The 16,314-nt window shown below is 62.6% G+C and carries 15 protein-coding genes; 3 read left to right on the forward strand and 12 right to left on the reverse strand.

Annotation, left to right across the window (positions count from 1 at the left end; translation table 11 throughout):
• The 3 genes from VIM95_RS10125 to VIM95_RS10135 all read right to left on the reverse strand — a co-directional run.
• Positions 1-418: hypothetical protein (locus VIM95_RS10125; protein ID WP_331985229.1), on the reverse strand; the 418-nt coding region annotated here is incomplete at its 3' end.
• Positions 419-523: 105 nt separating this feature from the next.
• The gene (locus VIM95_RS10130) at positions 524-928 is read right to left on the reverse strand and encodes an NUDIX hydrolase (RefSeq protein WP_331985231.1); all 405 of its coding nucleotides are present in this window, start codon (positions 926-928) and stop codon (positions 524-526) included.
• Positions 929-1,130: 202 nt separating this feature from the next.
• Positions 1,131-1,739 (reverse strand): short chain dehydrogenase, encoded by a 609-nt coding sequence (locus tag VIM95_RS10135; RefSeq protein WP_331985233.1) that lies wholly within the window; start codon positions 1,737-1,739, stop codon positions 1,131-1,133.
• A gap of 125 nt (positions 1,740-1,864) precedes the next feature.
• Between VIM95_RS10135 and VIM95_RS10140 the strand changes: the two genes are divergently transcribed.
• Complete coding sequence (locus VIM95_RS10140) at positions 1,865-2,740, forward strand: LysR family transcriptional regulator (protein WP_331985235.1); 876 nt, start codon at positions 1,865-1,867, stop codon at positions 2,738-2,740.
• Between the two features lie 107 nt (positions 2,741-2,847).
• On the opposite strand, the gene VIM95_RS10145 is transcribed toward VIM95_RS10140, so the two are convergent.
• From VIM95_RS10145 to VIM95_RS10155, 3 genes are read right to left on the reverse strand one after another with little or no spacing between them, the layout of a single operon-like run.
• Entirely contained in the window at positions 2,848-3,255 is a 408-nt protein-coding gene (locus VIM95_RS10145) for a GFA family protein (RefSeq protein WP_331985237.1), read from the reverse strand.
• A 32-nt stretch (positions 3,256-3,287) separates the two neighbouring features.
• Positions 3,288-4,628 carry a type II toxin-antitoxin system HipA family toxin gene (locus tag VIM95_RS10150; protein WP_331985239.1) on the reverse strand — a complete coding sequence of 447 codons (1,341 nt, stop codon included), beginning with the start codon at positions 4,626-4,628 and terminating at the stop codon, positions 3,288-3,290.
• Between the two features lie 2 nt (positions 4,629-4,630).
• Positions 4,631-4,900, reverse strand: coding sequence for a helix-turn-helix transcriptional regulator (locus VIM95_RS10155; protein WP_331985241.1), 270 nt, complete (start codon positions 4,898-4,900; stop codon positions 4,631-4,633).
• 257 nt (positions 4,901-5,157) lie between these two features.
• On the opposite strand from VIM95_RS10155, the gene VIM95_RS10160 reads away from it, so the two are divergent.
• The gene (locus VIM95_RS10160) at positions 5,158-5,334 is read left to right on the forward strand and encodes a hypothetical protein (protein ID WP_331985243.1); all 177 of its coding nucleotides are present in this window, start codon (positions 5,158-5,160) and stop codon (positions 5,332-5,334) included.
• Between the two features lie 51 nt (positions 5,335-5,385).
• On the opposite strand, the gene VIM95_RS10165 is transcribed toward VIM95_RS10160, so the two are convergent.
• The 3 genes from VIM95_RS10165 to VIM95_RS10175 form a co-directional block, all read right to left on the reverse strand.
• Complete coding sequence (locus VIM95_RS10165; protein ID WP_331985245.1) at positions 5,386-5,775, reverse strand: VOC family protein; 390 nt, start codon at positions 5,773-5,775, stop codon at positions 5,386-5,388.
• Positions 5,776-6,006: 231 nt separating this feature from the next.
• Positions 6,007-7,200 carry a DUF4382 domain-containing protein gene (locus VIM95_RS10170; protein WP_331985247.1) on the reverse strand — a complete coding sequence of 398 codons (1,194 nt, stop codon included), beginning with the start codon at positions 7,198-7,200 and terminating at the stop codon, positions 6,007-6,009.
• 352 nt (positions 7,201-7,552) lie between these two features.
• A complete protein-coding gene (locus tag VIM95_RS10175; protein WP_331985249.1) occupies positions 7,553-8,071 on the reverse strand; it encodes a DUF1993 domain-containing protein in 519 nt (172 codons plus the stop codon).
• 367 nt (positions 8,072-8,438) lie between these two features.
• Between VIM95_RS10175 and VIM95_RS10180 the strand changes: the two genes are divergently transcribed.
• A complete protein-coding gene (locus VIM95_RS10180) occupies positions 8,439-9,230 on the forward strand; it encodes a peptidoglycan-binding protein (protein ID WP_331985251.1) in 792 nt (263 codons plus the stop codon).
• A 73-nt stretch (positions 9,231-9,303) separates the two neighbouring features.
• On the opposite strand, the gene VIM95_RS10185 is transcribed toward VIM95_RS10180, so the two are convergent.
• The 3 genes from VIM95_RS10185 to VIM95_RS10195 all read right to left on the reverse strand — a co-directional run bounded on the left by VIM95_RS10185 (position 9,304) and on the right by VIM95_RS10195 (position 16,313).
• Positions 9,304-10,704, reverse strand: a complete 1,401-nt coding sequence (locus VIM95_RS10185; RefSeq protein ID WP_331985253.1) for a DUF6519 domain-containing protein — start codon at positions 10,702-10,704, stop codon at positions 9,304-9,306.
• A 99-nt stretch (positions 10,705-10,803) separates the two neighbouring features.
• On the reverse strand, positions 10,804-13,065 hold the full coding sequence (locus VIM95_RS10190) for a hypothetical protein (RefSeq protein ID WP_331985255.1): 2,262 nt from the start codon (positions 13,063-13,065) through the stop codon (positions 10,804-10,806).
• A 5-nt stretch (positions 13,066-13,070) separates the two neighbouring features.
• Complete coding sequence (locus tag VIM95_RS10195; protein ID WP_331985257.1) at positions 13,071-16,313, reverse strand: putative baseplate assembly protein; 3,243 nt, start codon at positions 16,311-16,313, stop codon at positions 13,071-13,073.
• Position 16,314 lies beyond the last annotated feature (1 nt).

Consider the following 16,314-nt stretch of genomic DNA (forward strand, 5'->3'; position numbering starts at 1 on the left):
CCTCCCCACCTGGCAGCGTGCCGCGAAAAGCGACAGCACCTGCCTCATTCATGGTCGGGCCTAAGGGGCCTATGCCCTTGAAGCTATCCTGCACGCCGGTCGCGGTCATCTCACCGCCCGCATACAGCAGCAGCGCTTCCTCGCCCCCCTTGAGCTCGGCATAGACCGAAAGCACGCCGGCCCGGTTGATATCTGGGTGGCTGGCAAAGCGCTGCACCGGGCTATCTGCCGCCGTAGTCACGGCGATATCGGTCGTCGTTGTGCCATTGCTCACAAACACCCCGCTATGACCATCCGCCAAGGTCGCCTGAAAGGCCACCACACCTTGGTCGTTGATCGAAGCCACGTAGGGTGCGAAATCGACAAAGCGGCCGTCGTTGGCGGCGAGGATGGTCAGGGTATAGGGCGTGTAGCGCACGGCGGTTCCTGGCTAGCGGGGAGGTATGGCCAGAATTGAACCATACTTTCGGTTTGCGTTTCTGGTTGGCCAGCTACGTCGTGCTACCAGATGCCATAAGCGCCGCTAGAACTTCTCGCTGACCACTACCCCTTCATAGCGCAGGCAGTCTTCCACCCGCCGCCGCTGTACCGGGGCCAGCTCATCCAAAGGCGCATAGCGGTACTCGGTGTGCTCGCTACTGAGCGAGATGCCGGCGCTTGCCGGCAAGCGGCAGCGGAAGATAAAAACGTGCGAGTTGTGCGAGGCGTGGTAGTACACGCCGGTCAGGTGCTGGATATCCACCGCCTGCCCCAGCTCCTCCTGGCATTCCCGCGCAAGGCACTCATGGATGGTCTCGCCAGGGTCTATGGCCCCACCGGGCAGACCCCAGCTCTGGTTGGCGTAGTTGGCCTTGAGCAGCAGGATGTTGTCCTGCTCGTCGGTGATCACCGCGTGCACGCTCAGGCGGTAGTGGTCGCTGTAGGCCATCGTTTTCCTTGGTCAACGCAAGCGAGGTTGGGCTGGGCAGAGTCAGCCAGGCTAAGCGTAGACATAGTAGACCACGGCCAGCCGCCAAGAAGCGAACTGCGCGTACAGCCATACCTCCGCTAAAGAGGGAGAAATGGCTGTACGCGCCGGCGGTCACTCACGGGCCAAATATGGGCGCTCGAAGTACCGCGATGGTTTTACTTCAATGGCCCACCCGGTATACCCGGCCGCTCTGCACGCCTTCCACGCTACGTCGATAGGCCTTGGCCACCATCGCCGCCGGCACACCTTCGTAGCCGGGAAAGAATGGACCAAACCTGTCCATGGATTCGATCAGCACGGTCGGGCTGACGGCGTTGATGCGGATGCCCCGGTGAAAATCGCAAGCTGCCGCACGCACGAACCCTTCAATTCCGGCGTTCGACGCTGCAGCGTTGGCGCCCTGCGCAATCGGGTCCTCGACGGCGACACCGGAGGTCAACGTAATGGACCCACCATCGCTCAGGTAATGCTGACCAATCAACGCGACGCGCACCTGGCCGAGCAGTTTGTCTTGCAAGCCCCTATGGAAATCGGCCGTGGTCATTTCCTCAATGGGCGCCAGGATAACGTTGCCTGCGGCAACAACGATGGCATCGACAGTGCCGATCTGCTTGAACAGCGCGCTCACGCTGTCATCGCGGGCAATATCAACTTGATGGTCGCCCCGGGTTCGACCGACACGAATCACTTCGTGTTTGCCCTCACGCGCAAGCTCATCCGCCACAAAACGACCCACATCCCCGCCAGCACCGATTACGACAATCTTCATAAAGTACTCCTTTTCGAATTCAGGTTGAAACGCCGCCATTCTTCCTCGAACCAAAACAACCATAAATGTGCTTTAATTTTTGATACTACTAATCAATAGTTCGTAATATGGACAGACTACGTGCCATGGAAACCTTCGTGACGGTCGTGGAGGGAGGCAATTTCACCGAAGCGGCGAAGCGGCTGGACATATCGGCGGTAATGGTCGGCAAATATGTTCGCGAACTCGAAGAGCGTCTCGGTGCTCGCTTGCTGGAGCGCACCACACGGCGCCAGAATCTGACCGATGCCGGTCGCGTTTTTTACGAGGACGCAAAGCGTGCGCTCGAGCACATGCGTATCGCCGAAACATCAGTCGAGCAGCTACGTGCCTCACCATCCGGCACCTTGCGTATCAGCGCACCCATCACCTTTGGCGCCTGTGTCATCGCGCCGTTGGCCGCGACTTTCCGGCAGCGGTATCCGCTTGTGCGCGTAGAGCTGGAATTGAGCAATCGCAACGTCGATCTGATTGACGAAGGTTTCGATCTGGCGATCCGCATTGGTGAATTGGGCGATGCCGACCTGATTGCAAAGCCCTTGACCATGTATCGCATGGCGATCTGTGCATCGCCAGACTATCTGGCGCAATACGGGCGTCCTGATACGCCGCAGGATCTTAGCGCCCATCACTGCCTGTCTCACACGCTGTGGAATAGCCGTAGCGGTTGGAAGCTCGGGGATGAAGGCAACCTGCGCTGGCCGACGGAATCGGTGTTCACGTGCAACGACGGCAACGGCTTGCGCATGGCTGCCATCGCAGGCGCAGGGCTGTTGCTGCAACCAGAGGTTCTGGTGGCACACGATCTGGCAAATGGAACGTTGGTGCAGGTGCTGCACGCCCATACACCCAAGCCCCGCCCGGTCCACATCGTGTATCGACACGACCGGCGCCCCCTGCCTAAGCTCACCGAATTTGTTGCACACCTGCTCGAGCATGTGGCGGAGCAAGAAACGCCCTAGCGAGTCCCTTCTGGCTTGATCCCTACCCAGTACCTTGCGCAAGGGCGGGTAGCGCGAGATAGCATGAATGCCGGCTCAGGCGGGGCAGCACACCTACGGCGCGCCATTCAGCCAAACTCGTCGTACCGTGGCAGATCGTCGGTAATCGTGTACCAGGGCGCCTTGGAGCCAACAAAGATATGCGCCGAGGGGCGGATGCTCGGGGTATCCATCAGGGTGCCGAGGGTCACGTGCACATACTCGCCACCCCGCACCACCGAGTACAGCAGCGAGCCGCAAGCGCGGCAGTGCACGTCGTGGTCGGCCGTGGCATCGCCATAGACCATGGCCTGTGCCTCGCCCTGGGTGATGCGCAGCGCAGAGCGAGCTATACCGCCAAAGGGCTTGAAGGCCGAGCCGGTCGCCCGCCGGCACTGGCTGCAGTGGCAGTTGAGGGCGTAGCCGAAGTCATCAAGCACCTCGTAACGGACTGCGCCGCAGAGGCACTGCCCGGTGAGCTGGCGAGGTTGGGTCATGGCTTACCTCTTACCGATAGGGATTATTCATCCTAGTCGACCGGCATGGCCGCCAACCGGTTTGCTTGCTGTTGCATGCCGTCAAAGATGGCCTCTGCCAACCCGGACGGGAAACCGGCCGGCAACTTGGCAAGGACCATCTCAATAGCGCTTGAAGTTTGCGCCAGCACTTCGGCCACCAGCGCTTCGCCATCCAGCCCGAAGCGGGTTGCCATGGCATTCCAGTGGCGGCGCTGAATCTTGCTGACCAGGTAAAGGTTGTCACCGCCCTTGCCTTTAACCGCCATGGCAAGCTTGAGTTTCTGTGGGGCGATCTGGCGCGCGCCACGGCCGGTGATGGGGTGGGCGGATAGCACATCGTAGAGTGGGGTGGCCTGGTAGCGGCTGCCGGGCAGATGGGCAATGCTGAAGTTCTTGGCGTGGCCATCAATGGCAGCCAGCAGCCAGAAGACGAGCTGGGCCTTAAAGAAATTGCGTCTGTCCTGCTCTGCCTGTTCAGAACCCAGCAACACATCCATGATATCGGCCACGCCGGGGCCGCCATCGGCCTGGTATTTGAGGTGCGGCGGCAGGCCCGTTGCCTGGCACAGGTCCTCCTGCGGCAGCCGTACTATCCCTTCCCCCGTCGGGGCCAGTCGCCGGTCAAAGCGCTCGACTACCAACACCTTCTGGTCCTCGAAGTGGGCGATCTCGCATTGGGCGATAGGCAGGCCAAAACCCGCCACCAACTGCGCGCACAGCCATTCATTCTCTACCGAGGTGCGCATATCGGCCTGCATGCCACCCACCAAGCCCATAGGCAGCTTGAAGATATGGGTGGTGGGGGTGCTTCCCCGCGGCAATCGCCATTGCCCACCATGCCACAGCAGTGCGGTCTTCTCCTGTGCCCCAGCAATGGAGAGCCGCAGGTCTTCGCCCGCCTCGCTATCGCGCCCTAGTGGTTCACTGGAAAGCGTACTGCGCAGCAGTTGTGCGATTGCCGCTTCGCTCATGGGGTGGGCCTGGATGGTGGCCACATCGCCCGGCTGCTCGCCCTCCGGCAATAGCTGCACCGCACCCACGCAGTCGCGGCCCAGGGCAGTCAGCAACTCGAAGGGCGCCTCACCCTCGGTACGGTAGCGTTGCGCCAGCCGGCGGCGTATGGCGGCGCTATCGGGCAGCAGGTTGTCGAAATAGCTGCCGACCAGCGGCCCTTGGTAGGGCCTGTTACCCGGCGTGAAGGGCAGGGAAAGCGAGAGCGGTCGTCCCTGAGGGCTTTGTACCCATTCTTCGGCATAGGTCAACCGCTCCCCTGCCCGCTCGCGCAGCCAAGCGCCCACGCGCACGCCGTTCATCCAGATATCGAGCTGCCGTACCGCTCCCCGCCGCGCCATGCTTACCAGCTCCCGAGCTTGTCAGCGCCGGAGGCGGGCGGCGGGGGCGTTGTACGGCTGGCGGGAGCCAGCGCCACATTCACGTCCAAGAGGCGCAGCACCGTGAACACGCGCTCAAAGCTCGCCGTGCCCGGGTTGGCTTCCAGCGCCGCATAGCTTTGCTGGCTGATGCCCAGCTTCTGCGCCATGGCGGCCTGGGTGAGCCCTGCCTGCTTGCGAAAGCCCTGCAGCAGCGGCCGTAGCTGGCTGATGGTTTTTACCGGGTAATCCATGGCGGGCCTCCTGGGGGCAATACTTACAACTTATAGGCTGCAATCAAAATACATACTATAGCTTGTATTTCGCAAATACAAATCAAAGACTGTATTTTCAAAATACAACCCTAAGACTGTAACTAGCACTCACCCCCGCGCCGCAAGCGCCTGGGCAACAACAACCGCTGGCTCATTGCCAGCGTCAACTCGGTACTGTGCGTGGGGGTGGAATACGGGCTCAACCACATTGGCGCGCTTACCTGGGAATGGCCCTGGTGGAACTCCGGCGCCCCTACCTGATCTGGCTGCTGGGCTATATGCCCTTCTTTATCGTGGGCTACTGGGTGCACGACCAGCCCTCCCGCCGCAAGCAGGTGGGTGTGGTGGCGGGCCTGGCTAGCGTGGTGGCAGCGGGGCTGGTGGTGTTTGGTGGGGTGCTGGGCTGGATTTAGAACCGTCGGCGGAATCTAGCACCGCTAAGACAAGGCCAGCAAAGCTGGCGCTTAGGCCGCGGGCTGCACCAGGTTGATCAAGTTCCCGCAGGTGTCCTCAAAGATCACCGCGGTGATCGGCCCCATGGCCTTGGGTTCGCTGCGGAACACCACGCCCCTGTCCCTCAGGCGCTGGTACTCGCCGGCAATGTCCTGGGTCATAAAGGCGGTGGCCGGGATACCGGCCTCGAACAGCGCCTGCTGGTAGATATGTGCCGGTGCAAAGCCCAAAGGCTCCAGCACCAGCTCCACCCCGGCTGCGCCCTCGGGCGAACTCACCGTCAGCCAGCGGAAGGGGCCCATGGGGATGTCGTGCACCTTCTCAAAGCCCAGCACGCGGGTGTAGAAATCCAGCGCCTTGTCCTGGTCGTCTACGGTAATGCTGGCGAGTTTGATCTGCATGCTTGCCTCTCCTCCTCGGGGCGTCCAGCGCCCTCGGCGTCTACGCGCGTATCCGCAAGCAGCGTAAGACACAAAACCGGCAGCGGTCTAATCAGCGCACCGTTTCAGTATGTCTGGCTGGCGATTTCCCTGTCTTCACAAAGCCGTTGCCGCTCAAACGAATCCCTTACCTGGTAATGACGGGGAAATCGCCAACCTGCATAAGGAAGGAAACGCTTGGCACTATGGCGCTCAGAAGGCGAAATTCGTCGTCACGGTGACGTTGGAATTGATGGTGATGGTGGCTGTCTTGCTCACACCGCCCATGCTCGCGTTGAGCGTGTAGTTGGTCAAGGCCTTGGCATCAGGCGTGAACATGTAGCCGCTAGCGCTGGCGACGAACTGGGCCACGTTCGGCGGAACTGCCGGCAGACTCATGCCATAGGCGCCAGAGATCGAATCTGCCGTCGTCTCCGCGACGTTGATCATGTCACCGTTGGCCAGCGTCTGCATAGCGCTCACCGAGGCCAGGATCGGTGAACTTGATGTGGTGATGAGGCCGGCCGCCGTGCCGGATGCCGCATTGACCAGGGTCAGCGGTGCACTGCTTGCGCTGATCAGCGTGACCGTATTGCTACCCACTTGCACGCCAGTGATCACGGTCGTTGCCCGGCCCGGTGCGCTGAGGACGAAGTCATACGTCCCCGGCGCCACTGGTGCGAGCAGGAACTTGCCGGCACTGTCGGGCACCGTTGCCTTCACCACGGTACCGGACTGCTGCACCGTGACCACGGTGTTGCCGTTGCCCAAGGTGGCATCGACGTAGCCGCTTACGCCCGAAATGAACTTCGGCGTGACGGCAATGACAGGCTTGAGCAGGTACTGACCCGACGCACCGGCACGCACCACCGACTTGCAGGCGTTGAAGTCCAGCACCACATCGGTAATCTGGTTCGCCGCTATCGCGATATCAGCTTTGAGCTTCAATCCACTCTGTTGCGCACTGGGGGTCGTCAGCGGCAGTTCAGATCCACCGCTCGGCACCACCGAATTGGCCAGCGGCGCGGTCGAGTTGTTGGCTGCCAGCACAAGAGCTATCTGCGAATAGTGGCCCGGTGCCAAGGGCGTCTGGCCCAAGCTGGCCAGTACGCCGTTGCTGAGCGACAGTAGGTCGAAGCGTTGCGTGGGGCTGACTGTAATCTCGGTCCAACCCGAATCGGTATCGGCCGCGGTGGCACTGGCGTGGATACGCACCTTCTGGATGGTGACGTTGACATGGTCGTAACCGCAGGCAGGCGCATCTGTCAGGCTTACCGATAGCATCCCCATGCTACTGGGCACGCTACCCCCGCCGCTATCGCTGCCGCCTCCGCAGGCCACCAGCACCATCGAGAGAACTGCAGCCATGGGCAGCGCTAGCAGCGACTTCACGGTTTGCATGTCCATGGACGTACTCCTTCTATCTGGCGGCACCTTGGGCGACGGACAACCCCACGCTTTGGCCTTGCCAACACAGTGGTCCTCGCAATGTGCTTCTTGCTTTAGACCGCAGTGATCTTCGAAGTATTTGTCTCACAGCTCATGCTGTTCAATATTGCGTGACAGGCGGTTCACCGCGAAACGGAGAGGGTATGCGCGGTCGAGGCAATTCGTGTCGAGGGGGGAATATCGCCCTCAACTTGAATGCAGGCCTCGGTCTGGGAGCGCCAAGGTGCGCGAATGGCCGAAGCCCATCTCAACTGCCAAGTGTTCCCGGGGCTGGTCGCACTGGCATCCGCAGGTCCACCCGGCATTGCCGTCAATGGGTGTAGCGGTGCCAGCCGTCGAAATCTGCTTTGCCAACCGGCACGCCCTGCTGCCGCAGGATGGCGTAGGCCATGGAAAGGTGGAACAGATGGTTGGGCAGGCCGTATTGCAGCAGGTAGTCGCCGGCGGCGATGGTAAAGCGCGCCTCGCCAGCTTCAGCCTCGATGAGGCGTTCCCCTGCCAGCTCAAAGTCTGCCGGCGGCAAGGTTGCCAGCAAGTCCTGGCTACGGGCGATATGCGCCCTTAGGCTCGCCAGATCGGCCGGTACCTCGCCATAGGGCGGGATGGCCCGCCCGGCCAACGGGTAGCAGACGCGGAAGCTGAAGTTGGCGGCGATCTCCACCTGCTTGCTGAAGGGCGCCATGTCCGGCGCCAGCCGGCATTGCAGCAGCTCGGCCACATTGCGGCCAGTGGTCTGGCAATGGGCCTCGGCGCGGTCCAAGAGGCCGGCGAGCTGGCCCAGGTAGCGTTGGAAGGTAGGGACGGCGGCGGAATAGAGCGAGAGCGACATCCCCACACACTGACGTGTGCCGCGCCGGAACGCAATCCTGGCGCTTGGCATATGTGGCGGGCGGGCTGCCGTTCATCACCCAAGCCATTGATTGCTTGGCAATAAGCCCGGGCAGGCATATACCACACCACAAAGCAGACCCGCCGCCTTTGAGGCCGGGCGCGACAAGAAACAGGGGCTCAGGAGGAACCATGCCAGCTTTGCTTTGGCCTGCGCCCCGCCATGCCCCGGGCGTTCCACCTTGCGCGCGCACCGCCCGCCCACCACCACGGTGCGCCAGCCTCAAGCACCCAGACCTTGGCAGCCACATGGCAGCCGGTTCGCGCCTGTGCGCCTACCACCGGCCTGCCAACAGGAGGAATGCACCATGAGCAATCTGTTTACCGGTATTGAAGACGTCAAACGCCTGCAGCGGGCGCTGCAGCAGGCCGGCTTTCCACCGGGCGAGATCGACGGCGTATATGGTGAGGGCACCCGCGCCGCGGTACGCGCCTACCAGCTGAGCAAGAACCTGCTGGCCGATGGCGTGGCCGGCCCGGTCACGTTGACCGCGCTGGGCTTGGTCCAGGACACGCCGCTACCGAGCGTGACCGGCAGCGTGAATGCACAGATCGTGGCCAAGATGTTCCCCAGCACGCCATTGGGCAATATCAACGCCAACCTGCCCATCGTGCTCGATGCCCTGCAGCGCTACGGCCTGCAGGACAAGGTAATGACCCTGGCGGCGCTCGCCACCATACGGGCAGAGACGGCCAGCTTCCGGCCGGTGACCGAGGGCATCTCGCGCTTCAACACCTCGCCCGGCGGCCATGCCTTCGATCTTTACGACAACCGCGCCGACCTGGGCAACAAGGGCGCACCGGATGGCGCAAGCTTTGCCGGGCGGGGGTTTATCCAGCTTACCGGCCGCGCCAACTACGCCCACTACGGCCCGCTGCTCAACCCGCCGGTAGACCTGGTGAACAACCCGGACGCTGCCAACGACGCCGCCACGGCAGCCAGCCTGTTGGCACTGTTCCTCAAGGACCATGCCCTGGCGATCAAGACCGCGCTACTGGAGGGCGACTTCAAGGCCGCCCGCAAGCAAGTGAACGGCGGCACCCACGGCTGGGAAGATTTCCAGTCCGCCTACCAGATCGGGGACAAGCTCCTGTCTTGAACCAGCCGGCCTGCGCCCTGCAGCAGCCTGCCGGTCTAGCAACTTGCGTGGGGCGCCCCAAGGCGCACCCACGCTATCCAACCTGTATCCCTTCGCAGTGGCTGATCGGCTCCAACCGACAACTGCATTGCCACACGGTCAGCGGCTGACCAGCACCCCGCTTCACGAAGGCCAGAGGCGCATAGTGGTGCAAAATGCCCTCTGGCGGCAGCGGCTGCGGGTTCAGTGCGCCGGTTTCTTCCCTGGCCCGGGGCCACTCGATCTCCCCCGTCGCCACGCGTGCCGGAATCAGCCAATAGTCTCCACAGCGATAATCGCCCAGCGGGGCAAAGGCCACGCGCAGGCCATCTTCAATCGCCACCCAGGGGTTGGCGTTCAGCGTAGCCGTGCTGACCTGGATCACGCCACCAGTCAGCGCCTGCTGTTCGTTGGCAGTCTGGTTCCAGCGCCGGATCTTGGGGTGGGTGAGCGCGAAGCTCGATTGCCAGGTGCCCGGAATTCCGTTCGGCAAGGTATCGGCGGCAGCGAGCAGGGTATTGCCATCCACGCCGGCCAATTGGAACACCCAGCCAGGCTTGCCCAGCAGGTCATGTTCATCAAAGGTCATTTCTACCCAGTCACCGGTCTCAAAACCCCGGCTGTCCGTCACCTCGAAGCCCCCCTGCGCCAGGCCGACCACCCCGGCCGCCACACTGCCATTATCACGGGACCACTTGAAGGTGAACACGCCATTCGCGCTACCGTCGTGTATCTCAACTCGGTAGAGCTGGTTCTCCAAGCCGCGATAGCGGGACTCCGGCGCGGTAATACAGGCATTCACGGGACCAGCCACCGGGTCCAGGTCGGCCGTCAAGGTGGCGCCTGCCCTTCGGTTGACTTCCGCATTGGTCAGGCGAGCATATTCGCCGGTACAGAGCTTCAAGGCCCCCTCGCCATTCACCGGTGCCGGGTTGGTGGTATAGGCCTCGGCCTTAAGCTGCCAGACCACCTGGCTGCGGCTACAGGTATCCGGACCACCCAGGGCCACCTCGCGGGTGTTTGGCGCCTCGATGGCCGTGACATGCCGCTCCCACACGTCCAGGTACAGCAGGAAGGTGCGATCCGGGTTTCCATTGCCGGTTAGAAAAGCCCCCAGCCCATCTGGATCACTCTTGCTCACGTCCAGATAGGGTTGCTGGCGCCAACTGGGAGCCTCCGCATCATTCTCGACCAGAAAGCCATCCACATAGCACCGGCCACGGGAGATCTTGATGTCCTGGCCATTCTCGCTTGGCGTCAGGGCAAAGCCCCCCTCGGCCGAGACAGGGATGCCAAATGGACCGATCAGGTCCTTGGCCAAGGTGCGCAGATAGTGCAGCAGAATGGCTGCCTGCTCGTTGTAATCGGCATCCAGGGTGACCCGCCCCTGCTGCATCAGCACCCGGCTGAAGTGGTGCTGGGGGTCAAAGGTATTGCGGGTGAAATCGCCTTTCATCGCCTTCTTCCTTCTCTCGCGTGATTTGCCTGGCTCTGCGCCATTCCCACCCCCCAAGCAGATCGGTAGCGGGGCGAAATCCCAAGCCATGCCTTATTGTCAGGTCACAAAGAACATCCCTACTTCATAGTCCGCTGGCGTGTATTCATCGAGCCGCGCGCGCAGATTGGCCTCCCGCTGCGGTTGGTACAGATCGTGGAAGGCCCCCATCTCCGATTCGTCCTCCGCCCCGCGGCAGATCTCCTCGGCACAGTGTTCAGCCAGCTGGGCATAGCCTGGTTTGCCGTAGCGCACCGCCGTAAAGCGCGGCACAACGCGCACGCTCTCCAGCGCGATCAATGCCGCCTCTACGGTCGGGTCCAGCTTGCGCTCCCTGGCCGCTGCCACCACCCCGTCGGGCTGGCAGTGATAACGCCGTGGCGTGCGGCAACGAGGTGGTACATAGCAAAACCGCATACACCCCAGCTGCCGCCGCGCCACGTTGACGCAGCTGGTAAAAAGCGTGTTCTCCGCCAGTACCACGGCATGCACGTTCACAATGCCGAAGACCGTGCTGTTGCGCAGGGTGAGCAAGGCATGCGCCACCGCATCGTCGTCCGTGCCTATCGCCACACCATCGGCACCCGTGGCATCCACTATGCTGTCGCTGATGCTGACCGGGATGGGGTCGGTATGCACCTCATCTTCACTGATCTGGACGGCACCGACGATGCTGCGGGTGATGGACACGGCAGCACGGACGTTGACCAGCACCAGGCTGGGTTCCTCGGGCTCGTCCGGCTCGCAGTTGCAGTCCATACCCCAACCAGGCACCAGGGTGCAGTGGCGTATCACCACCTTGCCGTCACAGCGGGGCAGGGCCGGGCAGGGCTGAGCCTCGCGGTTGCCAATCTCGTCTGGCGCCGCACCTTCAATGCGCAGCGGGCGGCCTGCGATCAGCAAGCCGTCGAGCGTGAATTGCGCGCCGGGCGCCAATGTCACCAGCAAGGGATCGGGCCGGTCGGTGTTGTAGTCGAGCAGCCGCAGCGCCGGCCTGGCTCGGTTGGCGGCCCGGATCTGCAGACGCTGCGCTGACGCGACCGAAATATTCAGGGGCTCGGCATAAACATTGCTGTCCAGCAGCTCGATCACCGCATCGTCCGGCGCATCTGCCCTCCAGCGGGCAAGGGCCGCCCCCAGCGTGGCATAGCGCCGATCTGCAGGGACGTTCTGCGCGCGGCTATCGACGGTATAGCGCACCAGTGCTTGAGGCACCCCGTCTGCATCCAGCCGGGGAGATGGCTCGTAGAGGGTGCGGCCATATTCGCCACCACCCATGTCAGTACTGAAGCCGTAGTGGTAGCTCACCCGGACCCCCTGCTTGGGCGGTTGCCGGCGAGGAAAGGCAAAGCGGCCCAGCTCAGGGTCAATCGCCACCTTGCCGTGCGGTACGGTGTAGCGCCAGTCGCTGAGGTCCGCCGCCACAATATGCTGCAAGGGCACCGGCGTCTTGCCGTCAGCACCGAGCCAGCCCTCCGCCCACAGCGCCAGGCTTTTGCCGGCACCATAGTAACGCTCGGGGTGCTGCGAGAAGGCCAGCCGGCTGATCGGCACCGGCATCTGCAACTCACCCGGCAGTACCCCCTCTTCCCGGCAGGGGCCGGGCCGGTTGAACAGTGGTGTATCCTGCCCCAGGAAGCTGAAGCTGTAGCGCGCTTCCGCCCGCTCCAGACAACATGGAGGCACTTGGCTCAGGCCGTAAGCCTTGAGCCGCCACAGAAAAACACCCACCGAGGGGATGTTGTAGCGGCCGGGCTGCCGATGCGAGCGCGGACGGCGCACCTCTACCGTATGCGCCAGGGTATCGAAGGGTCCGTTGAGCGTGGCCGCGCGGTCCAGCTGCCGCAGATCTACCGTACGGGCCCGTTCCCGGTGCAGGTGGTTGATGTTCTGGTGCCAGCCCAACAGCCGGTAGAACTCCACCGCCTGTGCCGGCCAGCCTGCAATATCGTGCGCCAGCTGCGTCAGCAAACTGAGCGTGCCCTTGCGCCGGCGGTAACGGAGGGAATTGGCCACCTCGCGGCGCGGCACCAGCACCCGGTTGAGTGCACGCCCAGCCGGCGTATGACCATCGCCGGCATTGCCAGCCCCTTCGACCGGGCGGTAACCCACCAGATCGGCCACATAGGGCACAGCCCAATCCTGGGCGGTTTCGATAAAGAAGTTCTCGTAGAGCTGGGCGATGTTGTCTTCGACCAGATCCGCCTGTTCATTGATCACCCGCAGCAAGGCTTGCAAGGGGTAGCCTTGCTCGGCGTCCCGTATCTGGTAGATAGCGGGTAGCAGGTGATAGAGGCGGTCGACACGCGGCACATTGCTCATGGCGGCTATCCGATCTGATTGAGGATCAAGGTATCGGGTACATCAGGCGTGAATAGCGCCAACTGGGCCGGCAAGCTCTGCCCGCCCCGTTGCTGCGCACCGTATACGGGCACATAGGGTTTAGGCAGCCCGGACGGTACGTTGGCGGCGTTGGCCTGCCCCTCGCTGCGCGTGGTGTTCTCCGGCGTGCTGGTAAAGGTGTCCACATCCACATAGGCCACCCCTTCAACCCCCTGGATCAGGCTGATCACCTGCCCCAGCGAAACAGACTGGCCCAGTGCCTGCCGGGCAAAACCGAAGCGCGCCAGCAAGGCCGCGCGTATCTTTGCTGCGACTGGTTCCCACAGGTAGTCCGGTTTGAGCCGTACATTGGCGCTCAGCACCAGAACAAGCAGTTCACGTATCGCCAGACGTACCGGTAGCGAGGGGTCACCAAAACGCCGCAAGGCGATCTGCAGATTGAGGTACAGATCGGAATTCGGGTCGATGGGAATATCGTCGACACCGGCGATGGTGACCAGCACCAGGGCACGACCACGGTCGTAAAGCCGGCTGGCAGCGGATTTGCCGATCCCGGCGAAGGTACGGGCAAAATCGGCGTAGTCCTGGGTCGATACCAGGCGGTCCAGCGCCAACACCGCCAGCGGTGCACTCTCTCGGGCGAGCGCCAGCCCTTCCCTATCCGCCCCACCTGAGGCGCGCACCGGGTTGTTCACCTCCTTCACCCCAAGCGGCCTTGTCTGCAGCAGCGTGATCTCGCCGGCTTTCACATTACCGGCCCGACCGATGCCGTTGCGGTAGACCGCCTTCACGTTCTCCACGCCGGTTGGCAGGCGCGCGCCTTGCTCACCGTTGCCGAAGATCAGGCTGGTGACGCCTGCGTCATCGGTCTTGGTCGTAAAAGCCCGCTCGCGCGGTCCTTTATCGGCGAGCGTATCGGCCTCGTGCCATTGCGTATCGTTGACATAGACCTTGAGGGAGCTATCCACGCCACTCGGGGTGGGGGACGACACAAAGGTCAGTGGAGGTTGCTTAAGCGCGAATGCCTGCAGCGGCACCGCCCCATTGCCACTCCCCAGGGTCTCGTTACGCGTCTCGCCGTGCGTCGCCTTGACCACGTTGCCATAGATGCGCAAGGTCTCGCGCTGATAGGCGTAGGCCAGCGCATTGGCCAGCAGCAGCGTGGTGTGGACCGCATCGCCCGGCAAGCTCGCGTCAAAACTCTGCTCCACACCTGCGATCATCACCAGCTCAGCCGCCATCACGCCCGGCACAGGCTTCCCGTCCACCACGATATCGGCCCGCTCCCCGGACACGATGATCCAGCGACCGGTCTTGAGTCCATCGTAAAGCCGTGCCAGATCGATCCGCTGACCTTTGACCACCTCGGTCAGCGGTACCTCGGCCAGGGTCAACAACTGGCTCTGCGCAAAGACGGTAGTCGACCTGACATCGGCCAGCAAGAATTCATGGGCACCATCGCGCCAGGCACGGCTCAATCTCAGCTCGGTGGATTTGCCGGTAATACCGAATCCCGAACGGGCATTGGTGGCCGTACTCAATACCAAGGCCTGTGTTGCCAGACGGCCACCGCGCATCACCAGCGAAATGCCACCAGGCACAATCTGCTCATAGCTGCTATCCAGCGCCAGGCGATGGCTGGCAGCCAGGACGCTGGCGATATTGAGATGATTCGCATCAGTGAATTGGGCGCTGAGTAGTTCCGTAGGGTCGGTACCGACCGTCTCTCGGCTTCCTGCAGCAACCTTGAGCGTCAACCCAGCGCAAGACACCGTCGCCGTAGCTACGCCTGCCACTGGCTGGATACGAACCGTCACTTCGCGCGACGAGCCATCCACAAAGGCGAAGCGCAGACGCCCGCCTTGCTCCGGCTCGCCGAACAAGGTCAAGGTCACAGCGTTTTTTCCGATGACCTTGGGCTTGAACTCAACCGGGTCTATCTGCTCCAAGACACCATTCCAGCTCAGTTTCAGCGCAACAAACCACGCAAAGCTACCGTCCGTGTTGGCCTCTCGCGCCAGCGCGATACCGATGGAGACATCCGGCTCCAGCGGCCAATCGTCATAGCGGGCGATGCCCCCCTCTCGATCTGGAATCGGTTTGAGCGGCGAGGTGCTGCCGAACGGTGCGGCCCTCACCCCAAAACCATAGACCTGCACCCCGCTCTCGGCCGTCTTGGCGCCCGCCGACCACGCCCGGTAGAGGTTTTGCTGTATTGCCGGATTAAGCACCCCCAGCAACTGGGCCTGTACATCGCTCCCCTCGCTCAAGCTGTCGCTCAGATTACGCTGCAAGGCCGCGCTGGAACGTGCCGCCGGCAGGGCCGGCGGGATGGACAAGGGGGTACTCAAATTTCGCAATATGCCCAGTGCACCGGGCTTGGACTGTACCTCCGGTTGCGTCGCAGATTCCTGCTGGTCTCGCAGCAAATCCAAGAGATTCAAGGAAACCAGGCCTAACGCGGTGCGCTGCTGCTCAAAGTCAACCTGTACGCTGGCAACATAGCGCAGCAGCGGCTCCTTCTCCCCTGGCAACAGGAACAGTAGCGGGTCATTGGGTTTGAGCTGCGTAGCGGTACCGCTCAGGTAGAGCGTCGTCAACTTCCTCACACTGTCTGCCGTCAAGCGCTGTGGCTGGGTCTTACGGACCTGCAGATCATTCCATTCGGCCCTCGCCAACAAGGCTTCGCTGGTCTCGAAGGATTGCGGCAGCTCATCGGGACCGGGCACGCTTTGCGAGCGGGTACCTGCCGCAATCATCACTGGCGCAATCTGGTTATCGTCCAGGGTGTAGGCCAGATAGACGCTGGCTGCCACGCCAGGGCGCAGGGCGTAGCCCACCAGCCGTGCCAGCTCCAGCACCGAGCGCCGTTCCGTGGCCGTACGCAGATAGGCTTCGTTGGCCAGGCGCTCCTGGTAGAAGCTCAGCACATCGGCCACGCAGGCCCAGCCATCGAGCAGAGCCATGGCCGGGTCGGCCGGGTCTCGGGTAGTGAGCTGGGCGAGCGGCGTAATGGCAGCGGCCGTCGCGCTGTCATCGTCGGCCTCCTTCAAGCGCAGGCTGCTCAAGCGAGCCTGCATGGATGCCAGAAAGCGTCCGTGAGTACCCACCCGGTAGGCGATGGCATCGAGGCCAGGTCGGTTGGTGATATCGACCGGCGTCATCAGCTGCACGCCTTCGCAGCAACCGCAATTGGCCGTGGTACAGCCGCAGCTTTTGCAGGCCATG

The sequence above is a fragment of the Chitinimonas sp. genome, assembly GCF_036568685.1.
In the GTDB taxonomy this organism is placed as follows: Bacteria; Pseudomonadota; Gammaproteobacteria; order Burkholderiales; family Chitinimonadaceae; genus Chitinimonas.